We start from the raw sequence: 22,750 nt of genomic DNA, 5'->3' as shown, positions 1-22,750 counted from the left end.
TGTGATGAATTGGATGCGCCGGTTTGTTAAGACATTGCGAGAGTAGATCAAAATGATTACGGTTTCAAGCATGATCGACGAAGCTCGCCCGGCCGTTCCGCGCCCGGAGTATCCGCGCCCCCAATTCCGCCGCGAACGCTGGATGACGCTCAACGGCGAGTGGGAGTTCGAGATCGATCGCAGCGATTCGGGGCGCGAACGCGGGCTCCTCGACCGGCCCCTCTCCGAGCGGATCACCGTGCCGTTCGCGCCCGAATCCGAGCTCTCGGGGATCCACGACATCGACTTCATGACGGCCGTCTGGTACCGCCGCGCGGTCGACATTCCCGACGAATGGGCGGGTGAGCGTGTCCTCCTCCACTTCGGCGCCGTGGATCACGACACGACCGTGTGGGTGGACGGGACCGAGGTCGGCCGGCACCGCGGCGGCTTCTCGAGCTTCACCTTCGACATCACCTCCCGCGTGACGGCCGGGGAGTCCGCCGAGATCGTGGTGCGCGCGCGGGACCCGCGTTCCGGCCCGCAGGCGCGGGGGAAGCAGTCGACGGTCTACGCCAACGCGGTGACCGAGTACACCCGGACCACCGGCATCTGGCAGACCGTCTGGCTGGAGCCGGTGCCCCCCGTCGCGCTCGGACGTCCGCGGATCACGCCGAACGTCGCCGCCTCGTCCTTCCTGTTCGAGCTGCCGCTCTCCGCCAACCGCCCGGGTACGCGGATCCGCGTGGCCGTGTCCGACGCCGACGGCGAGGTCGCCCGCGGCAGCGTGCGCGCAGACCTCGACCTCGCACCGTCCGTGCAGATCGCCCTCCCGAGCGATCGCGTGCGCCTGTGGAGCGTCACCGATCCGCACCTCTACGACGTCGAGATCGTGCTGGAGGACGCCGACGGCCGCGCGCTCGACACCGTCGCGAGCTACGCCGGTCTCCGGAGCGTGAGCATCGACGGCCGCGGGTTCCTCATCAACGGCGAGCGCGTGTTCCAGCGCCTCGTCCTCGACCAGGGCCTCTACCGCGACGGCATCCTCACCGCGCCCGACGACGACGCCCTCGTGCGGGACATCCTCCTGTCGCAGGCCGCGGGATTCAACGGAGCGCGCCTCCACCAGAAGGTGTTCGAGGAACGGTTCCTCTATCACGCGGACCGACTCGGGTACCTCGTGTGGGGCGAGTTCGCCGACTGGGGCGCCCGCGTTCCCGGGGCTCCGGAGGAGTGGCAGCAGCCCACCTCGTCCTTCATCACGCAGTGGGTCGAGGTGCTCGAACGGGACTACTCGCACCCGAGCATCATCGGCTGGTGCCCGCTCAACGAGACGTTCCAGTTCATCGACGATCGCATCAGCGTGCTCGACGACGTCACTCGCGCGATGTTCCTCGCGACGAAGGGGTTCGACCGGTCCCGCCCGACCCTCGACGCCTCGGGTTACTCGCACCGGGTCGTGGAGACGGAGATCTGGGACTCGCACAGCTACGAGCAGGACCCCGCGGAGTTCGCCCGCATGATGGCGCCGATCGCGCACGGTGAGCCGTACACGAACAGGGAGGGCGATCGCGAGACGCCGCCGCGCGACACCCCGCCGTGGTCCGTGGAGTACCGCGGCCAGCCGTACTTCTGCAGCGAATTCGGTGGCATCTGGTGGAACGCATCACCGGACGCGGCCCGCGACGAGGCGGGATCCTGGGGCTATGGCGGTCGCCCCCGTTCGGTCGAGGAATTCCACGAGCGCTTCGACGGCCTCGTCTCCGTCCTCCTCGACGACCCCGAGATGTTCGGCTACTGCTACACCCAGCTGACCGACGTGTTCCAGGAGCAGAACGGCATCTACACGTTCGATCGGGACGAGAAGTTCGACATGGAACGCATCCGCGCCGTGCAGACACGACCGGCCGCATTCGAGGACGGTCGCGACCGCCCGTGCCTAGGATCGACCACATGAAACGTCGCACCGCTTCGGGAATGCCGGCCATGGCCGACGTCGCCGCGCTCGCGAACGTGTCGGTCCCCACCGTCTCCCGTGTGGTGCAAGGGACCGTTCCGGTCAGCGAGGAGAAGCGGAAGCGCGTGCTCGCCGCGATCGAGGAGCTGGACTATCGCCCGAGCGCCACGGCCCGGGCGCTCGCACATGGCACGTCGACGATCGTCGGGGTGTTCGCCGCGCAGGCGAGCGCCTACGGCTACGCAGCGACGATCGAGGGGATCCACGACGAGGCGCGACGGAACGGGTGGACTGTGGCGGTCGGCCTCTTGGACGCAGGTCCCGACGGCGAGATCACCGACGTGCAGCGCGCGCTCGACCCGATCCTCACCCAGCGCCTCGTCGGAGCGATCGTGATCGGTTTCGATCCCATCGCGTTCGACACGATCGAGATCCTCCGGCGACGCCACCGCGTCGTGATCGCGGCCGGCTCGCTCGTGGACGTGGCGGGGATCGATCAGGTGCACCTCGACGACTATGCCGGCGCCTACGAGGCGACCACACGACTGCTCGAACTCGGGCACGAGACGGTGCACCACGTGGCCGTGCCCGGATCGCAACAGAAGACCGGGCGGTCCGGGGGTTGGCGCGCCGCGCTCGCCGACGCGGGGCTGTCGACGATTCCCGACCCGTGGCACGTGTCCTGGGATCCGGCCGACGCGCGCGACGTGGGTCTCGCGATGCCGACGGATGGGTCGGTCACCGCGGTGCTGTGCGGCAACGACCAGATCGCGATCGGCCTCATGCGCGGCATGGGCGAGCGGGGCATCCGAGTGCCGGACGACGTGAGCGTGATCGGCTTCGACGACCACCCGCTCGGCCGGATGCTGACGCCCTCGCTCTCGACGGTGCGGCTCGACTTCACTGCGCTGGGTGAACGCGCTGTGGCGATGCTCGCCGCGGAGAGCCCGACCCCTTCGATCGTGGCGGTCGACCCGACCCTGCACATCCGGGAGTCCGTGCGCCCCGTGGGAAGGGCCTAGGCGACGGGGTCGAGCTCGAGGTCGTCGAGCGTCACGGCCGCGCCGCCCACGGGCACGAGGTCGGCCGGGCACTCGACGGCGCTCCGCGTGAAGACCTGACTGGTCGAGTCGATGGCGTAGGAGGCGCAGACGTACGCGTTCGCCGCATCGGCCGAGACCGGGCCGCCGGCCCGGGTAAGTGCCGACACGAAGACGTCCACGGTGAGGAGGTCGTCGCCGACCTCGTGCGCATACGGGAACGGGGCGGTCGTCACACCGCCGGCGGTGTCGCTCGCGAGCACGACGGCTCCGACCTCGTTCGCGGGATCCAGCTGGAACCACAGCGACGACGGCGCGGGGCGCGACCACATGATGCGGTCCATGCGACTCTCGAGGGTGTCGAGTTGCGAGGCGAGGTCGTCGAGCGCGGTCGGCTCGGCCGATTTCTCCGCGGACGCGCACGCACTGAGGCCGAGGACGCCGAGCGAGGCCACCACGACCGTCGCGCTCACGGCTCGCCACATCGATTTCATCCCTCTCACCGTACGAGAGGCGCGCGACGCCTGGCCACTCCTCGCACGGACTCGCACGTCTTGCCCAGGCTCTCGTGGCGTGTGGCGCGTGGCGCGCGGCGCGCGGCGCGCGGCGCGGCTCCCGTCCCCGGGTCGCCACGACGTCCGGCTCCGACTCCGGCTCCGGCCTCGACGTGACCGAGGGCGGACGCACGACCCCGGGCGACGTCAACCGCAGCGCACGCCGTCCCGAGCGGCAAGCCAGGTGTCGACCGGATCGATCACGAGATGCGGGGCACGACGGGCCCACAGGAAATGGTCGCGAGCGCCCGCGGCCACGGTCATCCGCTCAGCGGTGCCGGGCAGGCGGCGAGCCAGGGTGTCCACCGATTCCGGAGTGATGAGCGGGTCGCCGTCGATCGTCACGAGAAGGATCGGAGGGGTGATCGTGGAGAGCAGGCTCTCGTAGTCGGTCGGGTCGCCGACGAGCCTGTAGCGTCCCGTGCGAGCCTCGAAGGCCCAGTCGCGCATGAGCAGTCGCGGCTGCCGCCCACCGAACCCGAGCCGGTGGCCCGGCCAGTACCCGAGAGCCGCTGAGGACATCCGTACCGTCGCGATCTCGGCGGCCCTGCGCCATCGAGCGACGAGCGGAGCGGAGCGGTGCAGGGCGCTCGACCCCGTGGCGATCGTGACCACGGCGCGGGGGCTGATCGCGCCCGACGCCGTCGCGAGCACGGCCAGCTGTCCGCCGAGACTGTGCCCGACAGCGACCGCGCCCTCCTCGAGCGCCGGAAGGGAGAACACCGCTGGCAGGTCATGGCGCACCAGCTCGCCGTATCCGAACGGCTGCCGTCGGAGGTCGTCCACGGGTGTTGCGGGCATGCCACGAAGCTCCACGCCGAACACGTGGCGCCTGCGAGCCGCCCACTCCGTGAAGAGGGGGAGGTAGTACGCCAGAGGAACGCCCAGCGCCGGCAGGAACACGATGGGCGCCCGCCCTCGCGCGGGCTCGCCGTACTCGTGGACGACGAGGAGGCCGGGAGATTCGGACGCGACGTGGTGGACCCGTGTCGAGGCGCTCATTCGCCCGAGCGTACTGACCCCACGGCTCCCACCCTGATTCTCGTCGGTTCCCCACAAGTCGCGAGCGGGACACCGTGCCCGAGGCGCGGGCGAGCGACCATACCGGGTACGCGACCCCGTCGCGTCGCGCGCGAGTGAACCGAGGGCTGCCGTTCCTCCGAGCAGGTCGGTGTCCGACGCTCCTAGACTCGCCTCATGCCCCCGTCCGCCACCGGTCGCGCGCCCCACCCGGCGCGGATCGACGAGCGCTGCCGCGTGACCGACCGGCTCGGCGCGCGCCACGGCCGCCTCTACTTCGCACTGCAGGCACTCGCCGGGCTCGCGTGGTGGATCGCCGTGTTCACCGTGCCCGCGGTGCGCGACGCGACCCTCGGCCGGATCGACCCCGTGGTGATGGCCGCGCTCGATATCCCGCTCTTCGTCGTAGCCTCCGCCCTCGCCGCGTTCGGCCTGCGGTGGGCGGTGTGGGTCGCGGGGCCGTGGACGGTGCTCGTGACCGTCGGCATGGTCGCCTACGCGACCGCGACGGGCCTCGCCGGCTGGGGCGCCGTGCTCATGATCGCGGCCGCCGCGGGCAGCGTCGCCGCCGCGATGCTCGTCCTCCTCGGTCGGTTGCCGGCGGAGTGGATCATCGCGGGGCCGTTCGCGTTCCGCGTCGCGCGCCCCGGTTCGACGGGCGACCACGTGCGGCGGACGGGTGCGCAAATCGTCCTGTTCTGGGGGCTGTTCCTCGTGGTGTTCCCCCTCGTGATCGTGTTCCTCGAGCGGCGGTGGCAGCTCGACGTCGACGTGCCCGTCGCGGTGCCGATCCTCGGGGGCGTACTGCTCGCCGCGGCGAGCGCACTCGGGATCTGGTCGGCGATCACCATGTCCACGATCGGCGAGGGAACGCCCCTCCCGAGTGCGACGGCGCGGAACCTCGTGATCGCCGGTCCCTACCGGTTCGTGCGGAACCCGATGGCCGTCGCGGGCATCGCGCAGGGCGCAGCGGTCGGTCTCGTGGCGGGTTCGTGGCTCGTCGTGATCTACGCCGTGGCCGGGTCGTTCGTGTGGAACGAACTCGTGCGCCCCATCGAGGAGGCCGACCTCGAGGCCCGCTTCGGCGCCGAGTACGGCGCCTACCGGGATCGCGTGGCCTGCTGGGTGCCGCGCCGGCCGCACAGGGTGTGATCGCGGACGCCGGCATGCCGTTCGAGCATGTGTGAGGCGGTCCGGAGTGAGTTCGGGTCTCGCTCGCGGACCGCCCCGCCGCCGGTTCGGGTCCGGCAGAGAAGCCGAGGGAGACGGCCCGTACTCCCTGACCGAACCCACGCTACCGAGGGCGAGGAATCCTCGCGTTCGGCCTTGACAAGCCCGGTGCGCGTCAGGTTCATTCTGCGACCCGTTCGGGCTCAGTTCACCTGATCCGCTCCACGCCACCCGGAGAGGTCGGGGTCGTCGTGCATCAGCTCCCAGAAGTCGTCGAGCATCTCCGAATCGAACGCGTGGGCGGTGACCGGCGTGCGCATCCGGGCGCTCTCGTCCGCGAGACGGCGGGCTGCGCTGCGCACAGTGAACGGGTCGAGGTCATCATCGGTCCCGGAGGAGGACCCGATGTTCTCGGGCTCCGCAACACGGTCGAAGACGACGTCCATGGACGACACCCGGTCGAGCGCGGTGGACACGAGCGGGATCCCCGGACCGATGAGGAGCCGGGCGGTCCCGGCCCCGTTCTCCGAGGCGGTCGGGATCTCGGCGACGGCGAATCGACCGCCGATCGAGAGCGCCTCCGCGTAGTCGACGAGCGCGATCGCAACGGCGTCGGCCGTCCGTAGATGTGCGAGTCCGTAGTGGATGACGTGCATAGTGGTACCCCCTTGAGCATTGACGCGCGCAGGTGCGCGCTTCCCAAGGTCCGGGGGAAGTATCTCCACCGTAGGTCGCGCTCGCCGCCCCGAACAAGGGCTGGACCCTGTGCGGCATCCGTGCAGGCGGAGGCCGGCGGGCTCGGTGCATGCCTCCGCGTGGTGGCCTCGGCTCGTCGATGCGAGTACCGTGTTGCGCGTCGGAGCGCGCGTCATCGCCGCCTCCGCCCCGGGAGGGAGACGCATCGTGGCCGGTCATCGCATCTTCGGCACCCCGTTCGCCGCCATCTATCCGCACTACATCGCGAAGGCGGAGCGGAAGGGCCACACGGCCGACGAGATCGACCACGTCATCTCGTGGCTCACGGGTTACGACGAGGCAGGCCTCAAGCGCACCCTCGACGACGAGGTCACCCTCGAGCAGTTCTTCGACGACGCCCCAGCTCTGAACCCGAACGCGTCCCTCATCACGGGCACGATCTGCGGCATCCGCGTGCAGGAGGTGGAGGACCCGCTCATGCAGAAGATCCGCTACATGGACCTGCTCGTCGACGAGGTGGCGCGCGGCAAGAAGATGACCTCGATTCTGCGGGGGTCTTGACGAGTCACTTGTTTTTTGCAAGTGTGTGGTCATCCGCTCCACTCATGAATGGGAGACCACGATGGCCCAGATGTTCGTCAACCTGCCGGTGACCGACCTGGAACGCGCGAAGGCGTTCTACACGGCCGTCGGATTCCCCGTGAACCCGGTCTTCAGCGACCACAACGCCGCGTGCGTGGTGGTGGAGGAGGGCCAGAACTACTTCATGCTCCTCACGCGCGACTTCTTCCAGTCGTTCACGGAGCGCCCCATCGGGGATCCGTCCGAGACGGTCTCCGCGCTCACCGCGATCTTCCTCGACTCCCGCGAGGCCGTCGACGCCGTCGCCGAGAAGGGACTCGCCGCGGGTGGCAGCGAGAACCACCCGGTCGCCGACTACGGCTTCATGATGCAGCGTCAGCTGACGGACCCCGACGGCAACATCGTCGAGTTCGGCTGGATGGACCCGCGTGCCGTCGAGATCGGTCCCGAGGCGTTCGCGGCCGAGCAGGGCTGAGGCGCCCGTGGCAGCGCGCGACTACGGGCAGTACGGGGGCATCACGCAGGCCCTCGAGTTCGTCGGCGAGCGCTGGGCGCTGCTCATCATCCGCGACCTGCTCGTGGGGCCGCGTCGCTACGGCGAACTCGCGGCGGGGCTCCCCCGCATCCCCACGAACGTGCTCGCGGCGCGACTCAAGGAGCTGCAGGCGGCCGGCGTGATCCGGCGAGCGCCGCGGTCGCGTGTGATCGTCTACGAGCTCACGGACTACGGGCGCGAGCTCGAGCCCGTCGTGCTCGCGCTCGGCGCATGGGGCTTCAAGGCGATGGGCGAACCGCGCGACGAGCAGATCATCACACCGGACTCGCTCACGATGGACCTCCGCACCGCGTTCCGGCCCCAGGTCGCCGCTGCGCTGCCGCCCACCGCGTACGCGGCGCGGCTCGTCTCCGCGTCCGAGGCGGGCGCGGGACCCACCGAGTTGCTCATCCGGGTGCGCGGGTCCGAGCTGGACGTGACCCGGGAGAGCGGGACCGTCGACCTGTCCTTCGCCGCGGGCGCCGGACTGCACCGGCTCCTCTCGGGCGAGCTGCGAGCCGACCGGGCGATCGCGACGGGTGCCGTCGAGCTGCTCGAGGGGCCGCGGACGCTGCTCGACCGGTTCGCGGAGACGTTCAACCTCGCGGCCTGAACCGGCCCCCCTGGGCGGCGGGTCGTGCACCGCGAACGGCGGGTCAGCCCGCGCGCTTCGCCTTCACATAGGCGACGAGCGCATTGGCGTGGCCGTGACCCAGCGCGTGCTCGGTCTTCAGCCAGGCGACCGCCTCCATGTGGGTGCCGCCCTCGTCGAGGCGTGTGGACACGAGGTCGAGCCACTCCTGGATCGGCTTCCCGTAGGTCTTCTCGATGCTCGCGAAGTACGAGGCGGGTCCCTTCGGCTTGGAGCCGTCGGGGCGCGGTTCGGGGGCGAGGACACGATCGGCTGTCATGGCCACAGAGTAGCGAGGGCGAGGGCCGACACGCGTGGGAGAACCGACGGTTCAATCGGCTCCATTACACTGCCGCTCAACCACGAGGGGGCACATGATCCACGACGACGTCCACGCCGAACGGGCCGTCATGGCCCGGCTGCGGGCCTCCGTCCCTCTGCTCGGACCGAGTGAGCGCCGCGTCGCCGAGGTGGTCATCAGTCGACCGGCCGACGTCGTCGACTGGTCCACCCTCGAGCTCGCGGCCGCCGCGGAGACCTCGCCCGCCACCGTCGTCCGGGCGTGCCAGAACCTGGGCTTCCGCGGGTTCCAGCACCTCCGCCTCGAGATCGCCCGTGCGGTGCCCGGCGCGCCCGGCGCCCGTAGCGCACGAGGTGACGGCGTCTTCGCGGAGGCGATCGACGCCCTCCAGCTCGGGAGCGCGAGCGTGGAGCCGTCGGCGGTGATGGACGCGGTCCGCGGACTCGCGGCGGCTCGGCGCATCGTGCTCGTGGGGAACGGATTCTCGTCCCCACCCCTGCAGGACACGGCCATGCGGTTGAGCGCGCTCGGCCGGTCGGTGGAGGCGCCCGTCGACGTGCTGGCGCAGCAGTTCGCGGTGCACTCGATGTCCCCCGGCGACGTGTGCCTCGCGCTCAGCTATTCGGGAGCGAACAGCAGCACGCTCGCGGCGGCGCGCGCGGCGGCCGATCGGGGCGCGACGGTCGTGCTCATCACGAGCTTCGCCCGCTCCCCGATCGCGCGGGCCGCGGACGTGGTGATCGCGACGGGACCGTCGAACCGCGCCCACGGCGTGGATCCGTTCCTCAGCCGGTTGAGTCATCTCGTGGTGCTGCACCAGCTGATCACCGAACTCGCGCGCGACGAGGCCTCCGACAGCACCGTCGCGGCCCTGCGCGGAGTGGTCGCGGACGCTCTGGCCGACGAGGCCTGAGCCCCGAGAGCGAGGACGCCCGCCCGACGATCGGTGCGGGTTGTCAGCGCAGCTCTTCCGGGATCTTGATTCCCGACCATTCTGTGGACAGCAGTTGTCGAGCGTTTTGGGCTGCTCCCACGCGGCGAGCGTCCTGCTGGTCAGAATCGATTGTTCGGGGGAAGATCGCCGGTGTGTCGCTGTCGCTCGACGCGGGAGGCGCGCTCAGGCGTGAGGCTTGATGCGCACGAAGGCGCGCGAGGATGCGTCCGAGCCGTTGATCTGCCACGTCACCAGGTCCACCTCGCCGGCGATCTGTTGGAGCGGCAGGTCGATGTGGTCCCCGACGCGGGGCACTCCCGAGGTGATGGTCTCGTAGATCAACCTGTTGACCTGGTCGACGAACGCCACGTTGTAGTCTCCTGCTCCCATGGCGCTAGCCAACCACACTGCCAGCAGGTCGATCCCCTCGCGAGCGTTCTCGTCGCGTACGTCGCGATGTAACGCTCCGTTCACCGAGAGACCGCACGCTGATCTGGAACGGCGTTTCATGCGAGACGAAACTCCGTTCCGGATCAGACGAGGACTCATGCGCGCACTCCAGGTGGACGGGACGTTCAATGCACGGGCGTTCGGCGCGCTCCGCTCACCGTGGCTCGTGCGCTCGGGCAGCCTCGACCGGTTGAGCACCGACGGCGAGGCCGCGCTCCGCGACCTCGGCGTCACGCTCGTGGTCGACCTGCGTGAGGACGGCGAGCGACCCGAAGTCGCGCACGGCCTCGAGGTGCGCAGCATCCCGCTATACCGCGCCACCGACGGCGTGCCCCTCACGGGAACACTCGAGGGCGTCTACGAGCTGCTCCTGCGTACGCGCGGCGCGGAACTCGCCGCGGCCGTCGCCGTCATCGCCGGCGCCGAGGGCGCGATCCTCGTTCACTGCACCGCGGGGAAGGACCGCACCGGACTCGTCGTGGCGCTCGCCCTCCTCGCCGGCGGAGCGCCCCGCGACATGGTGCTCTCCGATTACGCCGCGTCCGGCCCGAGTGTGGCGCCCGCCCGCATGGAGGCCGTCACGGCGCTGCTCGCGGAGCTCACGCTCGACGACGCCCAACGCGCCGACGCCCTCCGCCTGCACCTCGACAGCCCGCGCGAGGCGCTCGAACACGCCCTCGCCGTGCTCGACGAGCTCGGGGGACCCCGGCGCTTCCTCTCCGAACACGGACTCACCGACGGGCAGTTCCGCGTCCTCGCAGACAGAGTGGCGGCCCTCGCATGAGCATCGACAACGGGCGCCTCACGATCCTGCACGTGAGCGACGTCCACGCCACGGACGACGGGCTCCTCTACGACACGATCGACGGCATCGGCCGTCTCGAACTCGTGGGCTCCTACGCGCGCTCCGCCGGCATCACGCCGGAGGCCGTGATCGTCACGGGCGACCTCGCCCAGCGCGGGCACACCTCCGTCTACCGCGATCTCGAACGCGCCCTGCACCGGCTCGAAGACGCGGTGAACGCTCCGGTGCTGACGGTGCTCGGCAACCACGACGACCGCGACGCCGCTCGCGTGCTCTCGGGTCACGCTGAGAGCCACTACCGCGTGGTCGAGCTCGGTCCCCTGCGCATCGTGCTGCTCGACTCGAGCGCCGGATCGATCGACGCCGAGCAGCTCGACTGGCTGCGCGACACCGTCAGCCGGCCATACGGGCAGGGCACCGTGGTCGCTCTCCACCACGCACCCCTCGGCTCTCCCCTGCCCACGCTCGCGAAGTCGGGGCTGCGCAACCCGCGGGAGCTCACCGCGGCCCTCGCCGGGAGCGACACCCGCATCGTTCTCGCCGGCCACTTTCACCACCCCATGGCGGCGGTCGTCGACGGCCTGCAGGTGTCCGTCGGCCCGTCGCTCGCCTACCACCAGGTGATGAACGCGGGACCCGACGCCGTGAGCGGCCACGACTCGGCGATGTTCTCGCTCGTGCACCTCACGGACGGCGGCGTCAGCACGACCTCCGTGAGCATGTCCACGCCGGAACCGCTCTTCACCGCGCCGTCCGCACGCGCCCGGGCGCGCTCCTCCACGATTCTCTCCTCCTAGCCTCACCCTCCCCCCCAGAACAGAAGGAACCCATGTCCCGCACCGCCACGTACACCGCCATCCCGGCGCTCGCCCTCAGCGCCCTGCTCCTCGCCGGCTGCACGAGCGCCGCGCCCGAGACCGAGAGCTCGGCCGAGGCCTCCACGCTCACCGTCTACACGTCGGAGCCGCAGGAGAAGATCGACGCGATGGTCGAGCTCTTCAACGAGTCGCACCCGGAGGTGACGGTGGAGGTCTTCCGCGCCGGCACCGGTGACCTCACCGCCCGCATCGAGTCCGAGCGCGCGAGCGGAGACGTGCAGGCCGACGTGCTGCTCGCCGCGGACTCCGGAACCTTCGAGGACTACGCCGCCGAGGACCTCCTCCTCGAGTACAGCCCGGCCGACGTCGACGCGCTCAACCCCGACGTCGTCGATCCCGAGGGCTTCTACACCGGCACCCGCATCATCCCCACCGTCATCGCCTACAACACCGGCCTCGTGGACACCCCGCCCACCTCGTGGGCCGACCTGACGGACGCGCAGTACGCGGACCAGATCGTCATGCCCAACCCGGACGTCTCCGGTGCCGCCGCGTACAACGCCGCCGTGTGGCTCGACGAGCCCGCGCTCGGTGAGTCGTGGATGACGGACCTCGCCGCCAACAACCCGGTCATCGCCGAGAGCAACGGACCGGTGTCGCAGGCCGTCGCGAGCGGCACGCAACCCGTCGGCATCGTCGTCGACTACCTTGTCCGCGAACTCGCCGCGGCCGGCTCCCCCGTCGAGGTGGCCTACCCGAGCGAGGGCGTGCCGTACGTGTCGCAGCCCGTCGGCATCTTCTCCGCAACGGACGTGCCGGACGCCGCCGAGGCGTTCGTCGACTTCCTCGTGAGCTCCGAGGGACAGACCCTCGCGGTGGAGCAGTCCTACCTGCCCGTACGCAACGACGTCGGCTCGCCCGAGGGTGCTCCCGAGCTCGACGACATCGAGATGCTGTCCCCCGACCTCGAGACCATCCGCTCCACCCAGGACGAGGCTGTCGCGAAGTTCAATGAGCTCTTCAACTAAGACGCTCCCCGTGGGCCCGGTCCGATCGGACCGGGCCCACTCCCGCGCGCCGCGCATGCGACGGGACGGCGCCGACGCGGTGCGGCTCGTGCTGTGGCTCATCATCGCCGCGCTCGTGCTCGTACCGCTCGTCGCGATCGTCGTGCTCGCGGCGGGCGACAACCGCTTCGGGCTGCTCCTCGAGGGCGACGTGCTCGAGGCGGGTATCAACAGCATCGTCTCCGCGCTCGCGTCGGGCCTCGGTGCCGTGCTGCTCGGCACCGCGTTCGCGCTGCTGCTCGAGCGCACCGACCTCCGCGGGCGGCGGGCGCTGCGCCTCATCGCGCTCAGCCCGCTGCTCGTCCCGCCGTTCGTGGGCGCGATCGCCTGGATCGGTGTCGCCGGTCCGGTGAGTCCGGTCAACCGCGCCTGGAGCGACGCGTTCGGTTCGCCGCTCTGGTCGATCTACGGCGGGGACGGTGTGATCTTCCTGCTCATCGTGCACAGCTATCCGATCGCCATGCTGATCGTGACGGCGGCGCTCCGCCGCATCCCCACGGACCTCGAGCAGGCCGCCCGGATCTCCGGAGCCTCCGCCACGGGCGCGCTCGCCACGGTGACCCTGCCACTCCTCCGGCCCGCGATGCTCTCGTCGTTCGTGCTCGTGAGCGTCGGCAACCTCGCCGACTTCGGTATCCCGTCGATCGTCGGCACCCCCGAGCAGTACGTGACGCTCTCGACGCTCGTCTACCGCTACATCCAGTCGGGAACGGTCGACGATCCGCTCTCCGTCGTGGCGACCGTGGGGGTCGTGCTCCTCGTTCTGGCGATCCTCGGCCTCGTCGCCGACACCGTTCTCGGGCGGCGACGGTGGGAGCTCGACGCCTCGACGACGCCGCCCGCGCGACTGCGCCTCGGTCGCGCTCGGCCCCTCGTCGGCACCCTCACCTGGCTGGTCGTGTCGGCGCTCACGGTGCTGCCGCTGCTCGCCCTCGTGAGCCAGTCGCTGCTGCCGGCGCCCGGGGTGCCGTTGACCGCGGAGAACGTCTCGCTCGACAACTTCTCGCGCGTGCTGTCCTCCCCGATCGTCACCGAGGGCGCGGCGAACTCCCTCATGCTCGCGGTGCTCGCTGGCCTCATCTGCGGGATCGTCGGTCTCGCGATCGGCACCGTCACCACACGGACACGAGCACGCGACAACGCCGCGCTCTCCGCCGTGGCGCTCTTCCCGCAGGCGATCCCCGGCCTCGTCATCGCGGTGGCATGGCTCGTGATCGCGCCGCACATCGGCCTCTTCAACACACCGTGGCTGATCCTGTGCGCCTACGTGACGTCGTTCCTCGCGCTCGTCGTGCAGTCCGTCGCCGCACCGCTGCGCTCCATCCCGCTCGTCGCGGAGGAGGCGGCGCGCATCTCGGGGGCGACGCGGTTGCGCGCGCTCTTCGACATCTCGTGGCGGCTCGCGCTGCCGGCCGCGCTCTCGGGCGCCGTGCTCGTGGCGCTCACCGCCGTGCGGGAGCTGACGCTCTCGGTGCTCCTGCTCTCGCCCGGATCGCAGACCCTCGGGGTCGCGATCTTCAACCTGCAGCAGGCCGGCGCGTACAACGCGGCCTCCACTCTCTCCCTCCTCGTCACGGTCGTGGGGCTCGTCGGACTCGGTCTCGCCGGCCGCTCGACGCGCTGACCCGCCCACTCCCTGTTCCGCCGCCCGTTCCGCCGAAAGGATCGTCATGGCCTCCGTCACCCTCTCCTCCCTCCACCTGCAGTACCCGTCGGGTGCCGTGGGGCTCGAGGACATCGACCTGACCGTCGGCCACGGTGAGTTCGTCGCCCTCGTGGGCGCGTCAGGTTCGGGGAAGACGACGCTGCTGCGCACCGTCGCGGGGTTCCTCTCGCCCACGTCCGGCACCGTGCGGCTGGGCGATCGGGTCGTGGCGGGCGACGGCGTCTTCGTGCCCGCCGAGAGCCGCCACCTCGGCATGGTCTTCCAGCAGCACGCCGTGTGGCCGCACATGAACGTGGCGCGGAACGTGGAGTACCCGCTGCGGCGAGCGCGCGTCGGCCGCGCCGAGCGCACCGAGCGGGTCGAGCGCATGCTCGAGCTCGTGGGACTCGGCGGCTACGCGAAGCGGGATCCGGCGACGCTCTCGGGCGGGCAGCGGCAGCGCGTGGCACTCGCGCGCGCCCTCGTCGCGGAGCCCTCGGTGCTCCTTCTCGACGAGGCGCTCTCGGCGCTCGACGAGCCGCTCCGTGATCGGCTGCGCCTCGAGCTGCAGTCGCTCACGCGATCGCTCGGCCTCACCGTGCTGCACGTGACGCACGATCGCGACGAGGCGCTCGCCCTCGCCGACCGCGTCGTCGTGCTCGACGGCGGCCGGATCCAGCAGATCGGGACGCCGCCAGAGCTCGTCAGCGAACCGGCGTCGGCCGCCGTGGCGCGGTTCCTCTCCGACGCGACCGTCGTCGCCGGCACCCGCACGGCGACCGGATTCCGGGCGGACGGGTTCCCCGTCGACGTTCCCGCGGCGCTCCTGAGCGGGGCCGCGACCGGGGACGTCGAGGTGGCGATCCTGCCGGAGGACGTGGATCTCGTGGCGCCGGGGCCGGCGGCTGATGGTGTTGCTGCTTCGGCCGGACCGGGCGCCGAGTCCGCGGTGGTGGTGTCCTCTCTCTACGGGCGGTCCGGCAACGACGTGATCCTCGACTGGGGCGGACTCACTCTCCGCAGTCGCACTGCGGACCACCGGCCCGTCGTCGGCGAGCGGGTCGGCGTGTCGATCCGTCGGGCGCTCGTGTTCCCGTCCGCCGGCGCCGCGGTCCCGTCCGCCGCGCCTGCAGCCGGCGCCCGCGTATGACGCGGCTCGCCCTCGTGCGACACGGCCGCACCGCGTGGAACTCGGCGCGCCTCATCCAGGGCCGCACCGACAACCCGATCGATGAGGAGGGCGCGGAGCAGCTCCGCGCCGCCGCTCGGTCGCTGTCGTCTGCGTCGTTCGAGCGCATCGTGACCTCGCCGCTGCGGCGCGCGGTCGAGAGCGCGCAGATCGTCGCCGAGATGACCGGGCTGCCGCTCGCCCCCGCCGACCCGGAACTGATCGAGCGCGACTACGGCGTCGCGGAGGGCCTGCCCGTCGCCGAGGCGCACGAGCGCTGGCCCGAGGGTGGCTACCCGGGCGCCGAGCCGCTCGACCGCCTCGGCGAGCGGGCACGGGACGCGCTCCGCCGGATCGCGGCTCTGCCGGGCGACTCGATCGTCGTGAGCCACGGGGCGTTCCTGCGGGCGGGTGTCGTCGCGCTCACGGGAACCCCGCACCCACGCATCGAGAACGGCGAGGTCGTGTGGGTCGAGGTGGATGGGGCGAGTCGAGCGGCCGCACGGGCGCGTGGACCACGGTCCTGACGTCGTCGACGACGGTCACGATTCGGGGTGCCGCGTGGCGCCGGGGCGCGCGGCGGCTTACCGTTGGAGCATGAGGTTCCACCGAGCATCCCGCGTATCCGCCGCGTCCGTCCTGGGCGTGTTCCTGCTGGGCGCGGTGCTCACCGGTTGCGCACCGGAGCCGGGACCATCGACGGAGACCGACCCGCCCGCGACGTCGTCCGGAACACCCACCCCGTCGGCGACCGCCGGCCCGGACGACGACGACGGCCCCTCGATCCTGCAGGTGCCCGAGGTGACAGACAACGAGATCGCGCGAGCGCTCTTCTCGATCCCCGATGACACTCCGACGTCGCCGAACACGATCGAGGATGCCGTGGTTTCCGGGGAGCCCCTGCTTCTCGAGGGTGCCTGCATCGGTGAGAGTGCGCGGTACCAGATCCGGTCCGCGGTGCCGGATGATGCGGGCACCGACGATTCAGGTGCGGACGACTCGGGTGCGGGCGACGATACGGCCGAGGGTTCCGACGCCGCCGAGGGCGCCGACGACGCGGAGGCCGGAGAGGTTCTCCGTACGGGGATCCTCCGCTGCAACGAGGCCCTCTACACGGAGCTCAGCCTGATGGTGGACGGACCCGTGCAGCTGTCGTTCGTGGCGACCGACGACATCGACGAGGGCTGGCTGGTGCTGACGCGCACCGGCGAGACGGAGTAGCGCAGGACCAATCGCTACGCGGGCACCGCGCAGTTGAGGTCGTAGTCCGACTGCAGTCCATCCGGATCGCCGCCCGCAGCCGCGTCGAGATCGCGCATCGGCGCGAGGCTATCGCTCGTGGACTCGTCCGTCTCGACGAGGCCGCGGAGGTACTCGATCGCGTCGACCGCCTCGGGCGACTGCTTGTCCTCGAGCACCAGCCACTCGCCCTTCCACGCACACATCACCTGGTGGTGGGCGACGGATTCGCCGAAGCCCTCCTCGTACCCCTGCTCCTCGTCGCCGAGATCGCTCTCCCGGGGCGGCTGCAGTTCCGCACCCGCGGGCAGCTCGAGCGTCGCGACGTGCGCCTCCCACTCCGCGAGCATCCCGTCGAAGTCGACCGTCCCGATCTCGGGGCACGCCGTGTTCGTCGCCCCCTCGGAGCACGCGAACACGTCTGCGTCCGGCACGGGCGAGCCATAGGAGCAGCCGGCGAGCGCGACGGCGGCCGCGATGGCGAGAGGGGCGAAGAGCGAGCGGCGCATGGCTAGGACGATAGCGGCCCAGCGCGCGAATCGCTTCCGGCCCTGTTCGCTTTCGGCTATATTGCAATACATGACACCTCCCGCTCCCGACGTCAGCTCGCAGCTGCGCAAGGGCGTGGTGGAGTACTGCATTCTCGGGTTGCTGTCGCGGGAGCCGATGTACGGGTGGCAGCTGTCGGAGACGCTCGTGCGGTCGGGGCTCATCGCGAGCATCGGCACGCTCTACCCGGTGCTCGCACGGCTTCGTGAGCGGGGGCTCGTCACGACGTTCGAGGACGCGACCGGCACCGGCCCCGTGCGGAAGTACTACCGCCTCACCGGTTCGGGCGAGGAACTACTCGCCAACTTCCGCGATCAGTGGCCCACGTTCTCCCTCACCGTCGGATCGATGATCCGCGGCGAGGACCCCGACCTCCCCACCGACCCCGCTTCCGACTCACCACTAGACCCTCCGCTCGAAGGGACCACTCCCGATGCCTGACTTCTCCCCCGCCGCCGACACCTACCTGGCGCGCCTGTCCTCGGAGCTCCGCGACGTGCGCGAGCCCCTCCGCAACGACATCTGGGCGGGCATCGCCGAGGAGCTCGACGGCCTTACCGACGCGGACGCCCGCGGTCGCATCGCCACTCTCGGCGACCCCGCGTTCATCGCCCGTGCGGCCGTGGAAGCCGGTGACGGTCGACCCGATCCCGACACCGGCCAGCCCAGTTACGTGACCGTCGTAGAAAGGATCCCGCTCTCCGAGTCGCCGAAGTTCGCCGTCGCGGCCGCGATCACGCTCGGCATCGGCGGGTTCGTGATCCCGTTCCTCGGCTACTTGGTCGGCGTCGCGCTCGTGTGGACATCGACGCTCTGGACACGGGGCGAGAAGGCGATCGCGACGATCGGGCCGTTCGTGATCACGGTACTGGCGGCGTTCATCACACACTGGATCGGGGTCGCCGACTCGAGCTCGGAAACCGAGGTCCTCCGGATCCCCGTGTTCTTCGACTTCGCGTGGACGAGCGTGATCGGGGTGTCGCTGCTGAGCATCGTCGCGATGGGGTGGCTGTTGGTGCGGTTGCGGCGGCGGTAGCCGGCTCGCCACGCGGCTTCTCGGTGGACAACGACGAGCGACCGAGCGCGTGGCACCCGGTCGCTCGTCGTCTCTGCGTCAGCAGGGCGGGTCGTCCTCAGACGCCGCCGTCGCGGTCCTCGGCGGCCGGCGCGTTCTGACTGGCCTGCTGGTCCCAGCTGTAGGTGACCTGGACGTTCTCTCCTACGACGTGGCTCTTCGTCGCACGATAAACGTCGATCATCTCCTTCGTGTCGACGGCGGCGATCTGCTCCACGACATCCTCATACCCGCCATCGATGCTCGGGCGATCCTCGGTCTGGCCGTCGAACGGCCCGCCCTCGAAGATCGCGGTGTAGGTCTCGCCGGGCTGCATCTGTCGATCCGATGTCATCGTGTCGTCCTCTTTCTCGTCGTTGTTGCTCAGGTCCGACGCTACTCGCCCTCGGAGGGCCGGGCATCGGTGGCGTCGACGATCCCGGCGACGATCCGCTCCCCCACCGCGTCGACGTCGAGCGTCGTGACGACGCGTGTGCGCCCCTCGCCCGGCGAGTGGGTGCTGCATCCCTCGCGTTCCCCGTCGCCGATCTCGACGTGACCGGGGGCCGTCACCTCGAACAGGTCGGGAGCCACGAGGGTGAGCACCGTGACGGGGTCGTGAGGCACGTTCCAGGTCTCGTCCCAGAACGCCCACCACTGCTCGATCTCGGCACGGATGAGCTCGCCGAGCTCGCCGGCCTGCGCGATCCGCTCGAGCTGCTCCGCCCGGATGTCGATGCGGCGGGTCACCTCCAGGCCCGTGATCGTGATGGGCATGCCGGAGTCGAAGACGATCCGCGCCGCGACGGCGTCCGACCGGAGGTTGTGTTCCGGCGTGCCGTCGGCGAAGTCTCCGCCCATGACCCAGAGATGACGGACGGACTCGGCGAAGCGGGGTTCCGCGGTGAGCGCGGCCGCGATGTTCGTGAGGGGTCCGATCGCGATCACGTCGATCTCGCCGGGGGCGGCGAGCACGGTGTCGACGAGGTAGCGCACGGCCTCGTCCGAGTCGTAGGTCTCGGCCTCGAGGTCGGGGTAGAGGGCGCCCTCATGGCCGGCCCACCACACCTCCCGTCCGGACAACGGCTCGCGGACACCCGCGTGCACGGGCACTCCAGCCCCCGCCATCCCCAGGACGCGGTGGGCGAGTCGGGCCCGCAAAGCGGTGTCCCCGTAGACCGTCGTGACACCGACGAGCTCCACCGACGGCGTGCCGAGGAGGAGCACCAGGGCCATGAGGTCGTCGACGTCGCTGCCGATGTCGGTGTCGAGGATGACGCGGTGCGGGGTGTTCATGGTGTCTCTTTCGGTCGAGATCATTTCATCCCCGACGTGGTCACGGACTGGATGAAGTAGCGCTGGAAGCTGAGGATGATGATGAGGGGGATGAGGACGAGGACCATCGACGCCGCGAAGAGCACTCCGTAGTCCACCTGGAACTGACCCTGCAGATTCGACAGGGCGACGGGTCCGAGGATGTGCTCCCGGTCGGTGCCCATGAGCAGCGGCCACACGTACGCCTGCCATTGGAAGAGGAAGAGCATGAGGCCGGCCCCGATGAGGGCTGGACGCGAGAGCGGCAGGTAGATGCGCGTGAACACGCCCCACCAGCCGAGCCCGTCGAGTCGCGCGGCCTCCACGAGCTCCTCGGGGATGGCGAGGAAGAAGGTGCGCAGCAGGAAGATCGCCATCCCGTTTCCGATACCCGGGAGGATCAGCCCGACGAAGGTGTTCTGCAGGTTCCAGTCCCGGAACATGTCGGAGAGCGGGATCGCAATGGCGTCGAACGGGATGAGGAACGTGAGGATGACCACGGAGAAGAGCAGGCCCTGGCCGCGGAACCGGAACGCGGAGAGCCCGAACGCCGCCGTCGCGCAGACCGCGAGCCCCGCGAGGACGGTCACGACACTGACGATGAGCGAGTTGAGGATCGCCCGCGACAGGTCAGTGTCGAGCAGCGCGGTGTAGTTGTCGAGCGTCGGCGTGAGCGTGAAGAACGTCTGCCACTGCAGCGGGTTGAGGTAGCGGAACGTCTCGGAGCCCGGCCGCAGCGAGTTGACGAACGACCACCACAGCGGAGCGAAGAACGCGATCCCCGCGACGGCCGCGAGCAGGGTCGTGCCGATGAAGAGCACGGAGCGGCGGGTGCTCGGGCGACGTCGGCCCGAGTGTCGCTGGCTCGAGCGGCGCTGGACTGAGCTTCGGCGGGGAGCGGAAACGGTCATATCAGTCCTCCGTCCGGAGCAGGCGGAACTGGAGCGCGACGATGACGATGGTGATCAGCACGAGGATGACGACCTCGGCCTGAGCCTTGTTCACGTCCGCGAACGTGTAGGCGCGCGTGAAGATGTCGTACATCAGGAGGTTCGTCGATCCGTTCGGTCCGCCCTTGGTGAGGATCTGGACGGGGGCGAAGATGAGGAAGTTCGACACGGTGTCCGCGACGAGCACGAAGGCCAGCGGCCTCCGCACCAGCGGGAACGTGATCGTCCAGAGCTGCCGCCACGCGGACGCGCCATCGAGGGATGCGGCCTCGTAGTACTCGCCCGGCACGTCGTTGATGCCCGCGATGAGGAACATCATCCAGTAGCCGACGCCGATCCACGACAGCAGCACGATGATCGACATGAGCGACTGTTCCGGCGATGTGAGGAACGACTGCGGCGGGATCCCGAACACGGCGAGGATCCCGTTGCCCAGGCCGTCGGGCCGGTAGATGACGCTCCAGATCACCGCGGAGACCGCGGGCGGAACGGCGATCGGCAGGATGACGAGCGAGCGCCAGAACCGCGAGCCCGCCGCCTTCCGCGTGAACAGCACCGCGAGCAGGAACGCCGCGGCCACCTGCAGCGGGTTGACGATCACGGTGAACAGCAGTGTCACGGTGATCGAGTTCTGGAAGTCGGGGTTGGCGAACAGCTCGAGGTAGTTGCCGAGACCGACGAAGGTGGTGCCGCTGAGCAGGCTCTCGCGGTAGAGGCTGTCGACGAGGGCCACACCGGCGGGCGCGAGCCGCAGCACGATGAGCGCGATGAGGGCCGGCAGGAGGAAGAGGAGCGCGACCGGGGCCGGCCCCCTCATCCACGAGCGGGCGCCCCGGGAGCGGGCGCGGCGATTCGCCGTGCCCGCTCCGCGCGCGAGGGAGGTCATCGCAGCTGGCTCCAGGCGTCCTCGATCTGCTGCTGAGCCTGCGTGAGCCGCTCCATGGCGTCCGAACCGTTCCGGATGTCCGCGATCGCCGCGTTGATGATCGACTCGAACTGGACGTAGCCGATCGAGACGGGACGGGCGACGGCGGTGTTCTCGATCTCGTAGGTGATGAGGTCCGCTGCACCGGCGCTGTTGTCGCCGCCGAGCGCTTCGAGCTTCGGCAGGTACTCGGCTGCGGCCTCCGTGTTGGCGGGGATGATGGTCTGCGTCTCGGTGGAGGCGAGGTTTCCCGCGGCGTCGAGCGCGACGAACTCGAGGAAGGTGCGCGCCGCATCCTTGTTCGTCGACGCGGTGTTCACGCCCCACGACCAGGAGCCGGTGGGGGTGACGGCTTCGCCACCGTCGAAGGACGGGTGCGGGGCGATCCCCCACGCGAAGTCGGCGTCGGCGAAGCCGCCGATGTCCCACGGGCCGCCGACGAAGAACGCCGTCTTCTGGTCGGTGAACACGGCACTCGTCTGGAACCCGCCGACGCCCCGCGGCGACAGTCCGGACTCGAAGGTCCCCCCGTACCACTCCATGGCCTCGACCCAGCCGTCGGTGGTCACGTCCGCGGTGAGCATGTCGTCACCGGTGATGCCCGAGCCGCCGCCGAGCGACTCGATGAGGGGCTGCAGCTGGTAGTAGGCCTCGGCCTGCTCGAGCAGGAGGCCGGATTCGATTCCCGCGGCCTGCGCCTGGGCGCCCGCCTCGGCGACCTGCTCCCACGTCCACCGCTCGTCCGGGTTCAGGGAGGGGGCCTCGATGCCCGCGGCGTCGAGGATGTCCTTGTTGTAGAAGAGCATCTGGGTGGAGTTCCACACCGGCAGCGCGTACATCGTGCCGTCGTAGATGTTGATGTCGAACTGCGCAGCGGACGTGGCCGCCTTCGCCTCGTCCTCGAGGTCGCTCAGGTCTTCGAGGAAGCCCTGCGCCGCGATCTGCGCCAGGTTCGGCTGGTCGACAGCGAACACGTCGATGGTGTCGTCCTTCGCCGAGAGCCGCTGCTGCAGCGTCGTCGCGTAGGTGTCGAAGGGCACCTGGGTGTAGTCAACGGTGATGTCCGGGTACGCCGCCTCGAACGCGTCGATCACCGGGGCGAACACCGCCGGGTCTTCGGGGCCCACGAAGGACACGGCGCCGGAGCCGTCGCCCGACGAGCCCGACGAATCCGCGGAACCCGCGCAACCCGTGAGGGCGAGTGCTGCGGCGATCACGCCGGCGGTGATGGTGGTCGGTCGTCTCATGGTGCGTCTCCTTCGAACCCCCGCCGAGCGGCGTCATCTACGCGGTTAGATGAACCGCTTAGACGGCACTTTAGTGCGGTGAACGCCGGGAAAACAACTATTCTTGGGGTTTAATCGTCC

Annotated in this window: 27 protein-coding genes; 16 read left to right on the top strand and 11 right to left on the bottom strand. The window is 70.2% G+C overall.

The features are described from left to right. Nucleotides 1–70 precede the first annotated feature (70 nt). Both ELQ94_RS14470 and ELQ94_RS14465 read left to right on the top strand, forming a co-directional pair. Nucleotides 71–1,936: a glycoside hydrolase family 2 protein gene (locus ELQ94_RS14470; RefSeq protein ID WP_127051069.1), complete on the top strand. Its 1,866-nt coding sequence runs from the start codon at nt 71–73 to the stop codon at nt 1,934–1,936. Further along, entirely contained in the window at nt 1,933–2,958 is a 1,026-nt protein-coding gene (locus ELQ94_RS14465; RefSeq protein WP_243697047.1) for a LacI family DNA-binding transcriptional regulator, read from the top strand. The genes ELQ94_RS14470 and ELQ94_RS14465 overlap by 4 nt, the downstream gene beginning before the upstream one ends. Here ELQ94_RS14465 and ELQ94_RS14460 read toward each other — a convergent pair. Both ELQ94_RS14460 and ELQ94_RS14455 read right to left on the bottom strand, forming a co-directional pair. Next, nucleotides 2,955–3,470 carry a hypothetical protein gene (locus tag ELQ94_RS14460; protein WP_127051068.1) on the bottom strand — a complete coding sequence of 172 codons (516 nt, stop codon included), beginning with the start codon at nt 3,468–3,470 and terminating at the stop codon, nt 2,955–2,957. The two genes, ELQ94_RS14465 and ELQ94_RS14460, sit on opposite strands and share 4 nt — an antisense overlap. A gap of 207 nt (nt 3,471–3,677) precedes the next feature. Then, nucleotides 3,678–4,532 (bottom strand): alpha/beta fold hydrolase, encoded by an 855-nt coding sequence (locus ELQ94_RS14455; RefSeq protein WP_127051067.1) that lies wholly within the window; start codon nt 4,530–4,532, stop codon nt 3,678–3,680. Between the two features lie 195 nt (nt 4,533–4,727). On the opposite strand from ELQ94_RS14455, the gene ELQ94_RS14450 reads away from it, so the two are divergent. Continuing rightward, complete coding sequence (locus tag ELQ94_RS14450) at nt 4,728–5,702, top strand: methyltransferase family protein (RefSeq protein WP_127051066.1); 975 nt, start codon at nt 4,728–4,730, stop codon at nt 5,700–5,702. Nucleotides 5,703–5,923: 221 nt separating this feature from the next. On the opposite strand, the gene ELQ94_RS14445 is transcribed toward ELQ94_RS14450, so the two are convergent. Continuing rightward, nucleotides 5,924–6,376, bottom strand: coding sequence for a hypothetical protein (locus ELQ94_RS14445; RefSeq protein ID WP_127051065.1), 453 nt, complete (start codon nt 6,374–6,376; stop codon nt 5,924–5,926). A 247-nt stretch (nt 6,377–6,623) separates the two neighbouring features. Between ELQ94_RS14445 and ELQ94_RS14440 the strand changes: the two genes are divergently transcribed. The 3 genes from ELQ94_RS14440 to ELQ94_RS14430 all read left to right on the top strand — a co-directional run bounded on the left by ELQ94_RS14440 (nt 6,624) and on the right by ELQ94_RS14430 (nt 8,146). After that, nucleotides 6,624–6,977 carry a DUF2200 domain-containing protein gene (locus tag ELQ94_RS14440; RefSeq protein WP_127051196.1) on the top strand — a complete coding sequence of 118 codons (354 nt, stop codon included), beginning with the start codon at nt 6,624–6,626 and terminating at the stop codon, nt 6,975–6,977. Nucleotides 6,978–7,038: 61 nt separating this feature from the next. Continuing rightward, nucleotides 7,039–7,473: a VOC family protein gene (locus ELQ94_RS14435; RefSeq protein WP_127051064.1), complete on the top strand. Its 435-nt coding sequence runs from the start codon at nt 7,039–7,041 to the stop codon at nt 7,471–7,473. Nucleotides 7,474–7,480: 7 nt separating this feature from the next. Beyond that, nucleotides 7,481–8,146, top strand: coding sequence for a winged helix-turn-helix transcriptional regulator (locus ELQ94_RS14430; RefSeq protein WP_127051063.1), 666 nt, complete (start codon nt 7,481–7,483; stop codon nt 8,144–8,146). 43 nt (nt 8,147–8,189) lie between these two features. Here the strand turns inward: ELQ94_RS14430 and ELQ94_RS14425 are convergent, their stop codons facing one another. After that, nucleotides 8,190–8,444, bottom strand: a complete 255-nt coding sequence (locus tag ELQ94_RS14425; RefSeq protein WP_127051062.1) for a DUF4287 domain-containing protein — start codon at nt 8,442–8,444, stop codon at nt 8,190–8,192. 94 nt (nt 8,445–8,538) lie between these two features. On the opposite strand from ELQ94_RS14425, the gene ELQ94_RS14420 reads away from it, so the two are divergent. Beyond that, nucleotides 8,539–9,378 (top strand): MurR/RpiR family transcriptional regulator, encoded by an 840-nt coding sequence (locus ELQ94_RS14420; RefSeq protein WP_127051061.1) that lies wholly within the window; start codon nt 8,539–8,541, stop codon nt 9,376–9,378. 204 nt (nt 9,379–9,582) lie between these two features. Here ELQ94_RS14420 and ELQ94_RS14415 read toward each other — a convergent pair whose 3' ends face one another. Then, nucleotides 9,583–9,789, bottom strand: a complete 207-nt coding sequence (locus ELQ94_RS14415; protein WP_127051060.1) for a hypothetical protein — start codon at nt 9,787–9,789, stop codon at nt 9,583–9,585. A 157-nt stretch (nt 9,790–9,946) separates the two neighbouring features. Here ELQ94_RS14415 and ELQ94_RS14410 point away from each other — a divergent pair, with 157 nt between their 5' ends. The 7 genes from ELQ94_RS14410 (at nt 9,947) to ELQ94_RS17355 (ending at nt 16,573) form a co-directional block, all read left to right on the top strand. Further along, nucleotides 9,947–10,633 (top strand): tyrosine-protein phosphatase, encoded by a 687-nt coding sequence (locus ELQ94_RS14410; RefSeq protein ID WP_166404822.1) that lies wholly within the window; start codon nt 9,947–9,949, stop codon nt 10,631–10,633. Then, on the top strand, nt 10,630–11,451 hold the full coding sequence (locus tag ELQ94_RS14405) for a metallophosphoesterase family protein (protein WP_127051058.1): 822 nt from the start codon (nt 10,630–10,632) through the stop codon (nt 11,449–11,451). The genes ELQ94_RS14410 and ELQ94_RS14405 overlap by 4 nt, the downstream gene beginning before the upstream one ends. A gap of 32 nt (nt 11,452–11,483) precedes the next feature. Continuing rightward, complete coding sequence (locus ELQ94_RS14400) at nt 11,484–12,500, top strand: extracellular solute-binding protein (protein ID WP_127051057.1); 1,017 nt, start codon at nt 11,484–11,486, stop codon at nt 12,498–12,500. After that, nucleotides 12,484–14,163, top strand: a complete 1,680-nt coding sequence (locus tag ELQ94_RS14395) for an ABC transporter permease (protein ID WP_243697046.1) — start codon at nt 12,484–12,486, stop codon at nt 14,161–14,163. Before ELQ94_RS14400 ends, ELQ94_RS14395 begins: the two co-directional genes overlap by 17 nt. 46 nt (nt 14,164–14,209) lie before the next feature. Further along, nucleotides 14,210–15,334, top strand: a complete 1,125-nt coding sequence (locus tag ELQ94_RS14390; protein ID WP_127051056.1) for an ABC transporter ATP-binding protein — start codon at nt 14,210–14,212, stop codon at nt 15,332–15,334. Next, nucleotides 15,331–15,879 carry a histidine phosphatase family protein gene (locus ELQ94_RS14385; protein ID WP_127051055.1) on the top strand — a complete coding sequence of 183 codons (549 nt, stop codon included), beginning with the start codon at nt 15,331–15,333 and terminating at the stop codon, nt 15,877–15,879. The genes ELQ94_RS14390 and ELQ94_RS14385 overlap by 4 nt, the downstream gene beginning before the upstream one ends. 70 nt (nt 15,880–15,949) lie before the next feature. Beyond that, on the top strand, nt 15,950–16,573 hold the full coding sequence (locus ELQ94_RS17355) for a hypothetical protein (RefSeq protein WP_166404820.1): 624 nt from the start codon (nt 15,950–15,952) through the stop codon (nt 16,571–16,573). A gap of 14 nt (nt 16,574–16,587) precedes the next feature. Here the strand turns inward: ELQ94_RS17355 and ELQ94_RS14375 are convergent, their stop codons facing one another. After that, nucleotides 16,588–17,100 (bottom strand): hypothetical protein, encoded by a 513-nt coding sequence (locus tag ELQ94_RS14375; RefSeq protein WP_127051053.1) that lies wholly within the window; start codon nt 17,098–17,100, stop codon nt 16,588–16,590. Between the two features lie 70 nt (nt 17,101–17,170). Here ELQ94_RS14375 and ELQ94_RS14370 point away from each other — a divergent pair, with 70 nt between their 5' ends. Next, nucleotides 17,171–17,581, top strand: a complete 411-nt coding sequence (locus ELQ94_RS14370; protein WP_127051052.1) for a PadR family transcriptional regulator — start codon at nt 17,171–17,173, stop codon at nt 17,579–17,581. Further along, nucleotides 17,574–18,176, top strand: coding sequence for a DUF1700 domain-containing protein (locus tag ELQ94_RS14365; RefSeq protein WP_127051051.1), 603 nt, complete (start codon nt 17,574–17,576; stop codon nt 18,174–18,176). Before ELQ94_RS14370 ends, ELQ94_RS14365 begins: the two co-directional genes overlap by 8 nt. A 97-nt stretch (nt 18,177–18,273) precedes the next feature. On the opposite strand, the gene ELQ94_RS14360 is transcribed toward ELQ94_RS14365, so the two are convergent. Genes ELQ94_RS14360 through ELQ94_RS14340 form a run of 5 tightly spaced genes read right to left on the bottom strand, consistent with a single transcriptional unit; the run spans nt 18,274 to nt 22,630 of the window. Next, nucleotides 18,274–18,549 (bottom strand): hypothetical protein, encoded by a 276-nt coding sequence (locus ELQ94_RS14360; RefSeq protein WP_127051050.1) that lies wholly within the window; start codon nt 18,547–18,549, stop codon nt 18,274–18,276. Between the two features lie 41 nt (nt 18,550–18,590). Beyond that, entirely contained in the window at nt 18,591–19,490 is a 900-nt protein-coding gene (locus ELQ94_RS14355) for a nucleoside hydrolase (protein WP_166404818.1), read from the bottom strand. Between the two features lie 20 nt (nt 19,491–19,510). Next, entirely contained in the window at nt 19,511–20,419 is a 909-nt protein-coding gene (locus tag ELQ94_RS14350; RefSeq protein WP_127051048.1) for a carbohydrate ABC transporter permease, read from the bottom strand. A 1-nt stretch (nt 20,420) separates the two neighbouring features. Continuing rightward, entirely contained in the window at nt 20,421–21,344 is a 924-nt protein-coding gene (locus ELQ94_RS14345; protein ID WP_127051047.1) for a carbohydrate ABC transporter permease, read from the bottom strand. After that, nucleotides 21,341–22,630: an ABC transporter substrate-binding protein gene (locus tag ELQ94_RS14340; RefSeq protein WP_127051046.1), complete on the bottom strand. Its 1,290-nt coding sequence runs from the start codon at nt 22,628–22,630 to the stop codon at nt 21,341–21,343. The genes ELQ94_RS14345 and ELQ94_RS14340 overlap by 4 nt, the downstream gene beginning before the upstream one ends. Nucleotides 22,631–22,750 lie beyond the last annotated feature (120 nt).

The sequence above is a fragment of the Labedella endophytica genome (assembly GCF_003990045.1).
Taxonomy (GTDB): domain Bacteria; phylum Actinomycetota; class Actinomycetes; order Actinomycetales; family Microbacteriaceae; genus Labedella; species Labedella endophytica.
The sequence above is the reverse complement of the archived record's forward strand: the minus strand, read 5'-3'. Positions and strand labels throughout refer to the sequence as shown.

Excerpts from the sequence above, each read along its gene's own strand:
- ELQ94_RS14435 (WP_127051064.1), top strand. The coding sequence starts at position 7,039 with ATGGCCCAGATGTTCGTCAACCTGCCGGTGACCGACCTGGAACGCGCG.
- ELQ94_RS14410 (WP_166404822.1), top strand. The coding sequence starts at position 9,947 with ATGCGCGCACTCCAGGTGGACGGGACGTTCAATGCACGGGCGTTCGGC.
- ELQ94_RS14460 (WP_127051068.1), bottom strand. The coding sequence starts at position 3,470 with ATGAAATCGATGTGGCGAGCCGTGAGCGCGACGGTCGTGGTGGCCTCG.
- ELQ94_RS14375 (WP_127051053.1), bottom strand. The coding sequence starts at position 17,100 with ATGCGCCGCTCGCTCTTCGCCCCTCTCGCCATCGCGGCCGCCGTCGCG.
- ELQ94_RS14465 (WP_243697047.1), top strand. The coding sequence starts at position 1,933 with ATGAAACGTCGCACCGCTTCGGGAATGCCGGCCATGGCCGACGTCGCC.
- ELQ94_RS14450 (WP_127051066.1), top strand. The coding sequence starts at position 4,728 with ATGCCCCCGTCCGCCACCGGTCGCGCGCCCCACCCGGCGCGGATCGAC.
- ELQ94_RS14390 (WP_127051056.1), top strand. The coding sequence starts at position 14,210 with ATGGCCTCCGTCACCCTCTCCTCCCTCCACCTGCAGTACCCGTCGGGT.
- ELQ94_RS14365 (WP_127051051.1), top strand. The coding sequence starts at position 17,574 with ATGCCTGACTTCTCCCCCGCCGCCGACACCTACCTGGCGCGCCTGTCC.
- ELQ94_RS14360 (WP_127051050.1), bottom strand. The coding sequence starts at position 18,549 with ATGACATCGGATCGACAGATGCAGCCCGGCGAGACCTACACCGCGATC.
- ELQ94_RS14350 (WP_127051048.1), bottom strand. The coding sequence starts at position 20,419 with ATGACCGTTTCCGCTCCCCGCCGAAGCTCAGTCCAGCGCCGCTCGAGC.
- ELQ94_RS14415 (WP_127051060.1), bottom strand. The coding sequence starts at position 9,789 with ATGGGAGCAGGAGACTACAACGTGGCGTTCGTCGACCAGGTCAACAGG.
- ELQ94_RS14470 (WP_127051069.1), top strand. The coding sequence starts at position 71 with ATGATCGACGAAGCTCGCCCGGCCGTTCCGCGCCCGGAGTATCCGCGC.
- ELQ94_RS14395 (WP_243697046.1), top strand. The coding sequence starts at position 12,484 with ATGAGCTCTTCAACTAAGACGCTCCCCGTGGGCCCGGTCCGATCGGAC.
- ELQ94_RS14455 (WP_127051067.1), bottom strand. The coding sequence starts at position 4,532 with ATGAGCGCCTCGACACGGGTCCACCACGTCGCGTCCGAATCTCCCGGC.
- ELQ94_RS14340 (WP_127051046.1), bottom strand. The coding sequence starts at position 22,630 with ATGAGACGACCGACCACCATCACCGCCGGCGTGATCGCCGCAGCACTC.
- ELQ94_RS14405 (WP_127051058.1), top strand. The coding sequence starts at position 10,630 with ATGAGCATCGACAACGGGCGCCTCACGATCCTGCACGTGAGCGACGTC.
- ELQ94_RS14345 (WP_127051047.1), bottom strand. The coding sequence starts at position 21,344 with ATGACCTCCCTCGCGCGCGGAGCGGGCACGGCGAATCGCCGCGCCCGC.
- ELQ94_RS17355 (WP_166404820.1), top strand. The coding sequence starts at position 15,950 with ATGAGGTTCCACCGAGCATCCCGCGTATCCGCCGCGTCCGTCCTGGGC.
- ELQ94_RS14445 (WP_127051065.1), bottom strand. The coding sequence starts at position 6,376 with ATGCACGTCATCCACTACGGACTCGCACATCTACGGACGGCCGACGCC.
- ELQ94_RS14400 (WP_127051057.1), top strand. The coding sequence starts at position 11,484 with ATGTCCCGCACCGCCACGTACACCGCCATCCCGGCGCTCGCCCTCAGC.
- ELQ94_RS14370 (WP_127051052.1), top strand. The coding sequence starts at position 17,171 with ATGACACCTCCCGCTCCCGACGTCAGCTCGCAGCTGCGCAAGGGCGTG.
- ELQ94_RS14425 (WP_127051062.1), bottom strand. The coding sequence starts at position 8,444 with ATGACAGCCGATCGTGTCCTCGCCCCCGAACCGCGCCCCGACGGCTCC.
- ELQ94_RS14355 (WP_166404818.1), bottom strand. The coding sequence starts at position 19,490 with ATGAACACCCCGCACCGCGTCATCCTCGACACCGACATCGGCAGCGAC.
- ELQ94_RS14385 (WP_127051055.1), top strand. The coding sequence starts at position 15,331 with ATGACGCGGCTCGCCCTCGTGCGACACGGCCGCACCGCGTGGAACTCG.
- ELQ94_RS14420 (WP_127051061.1), top strand. The coding sequence starts at position 8,539 with ATGATCCACGACGACGTCCACGCCGAACGGGCCGTCATGGCCCGGCTG.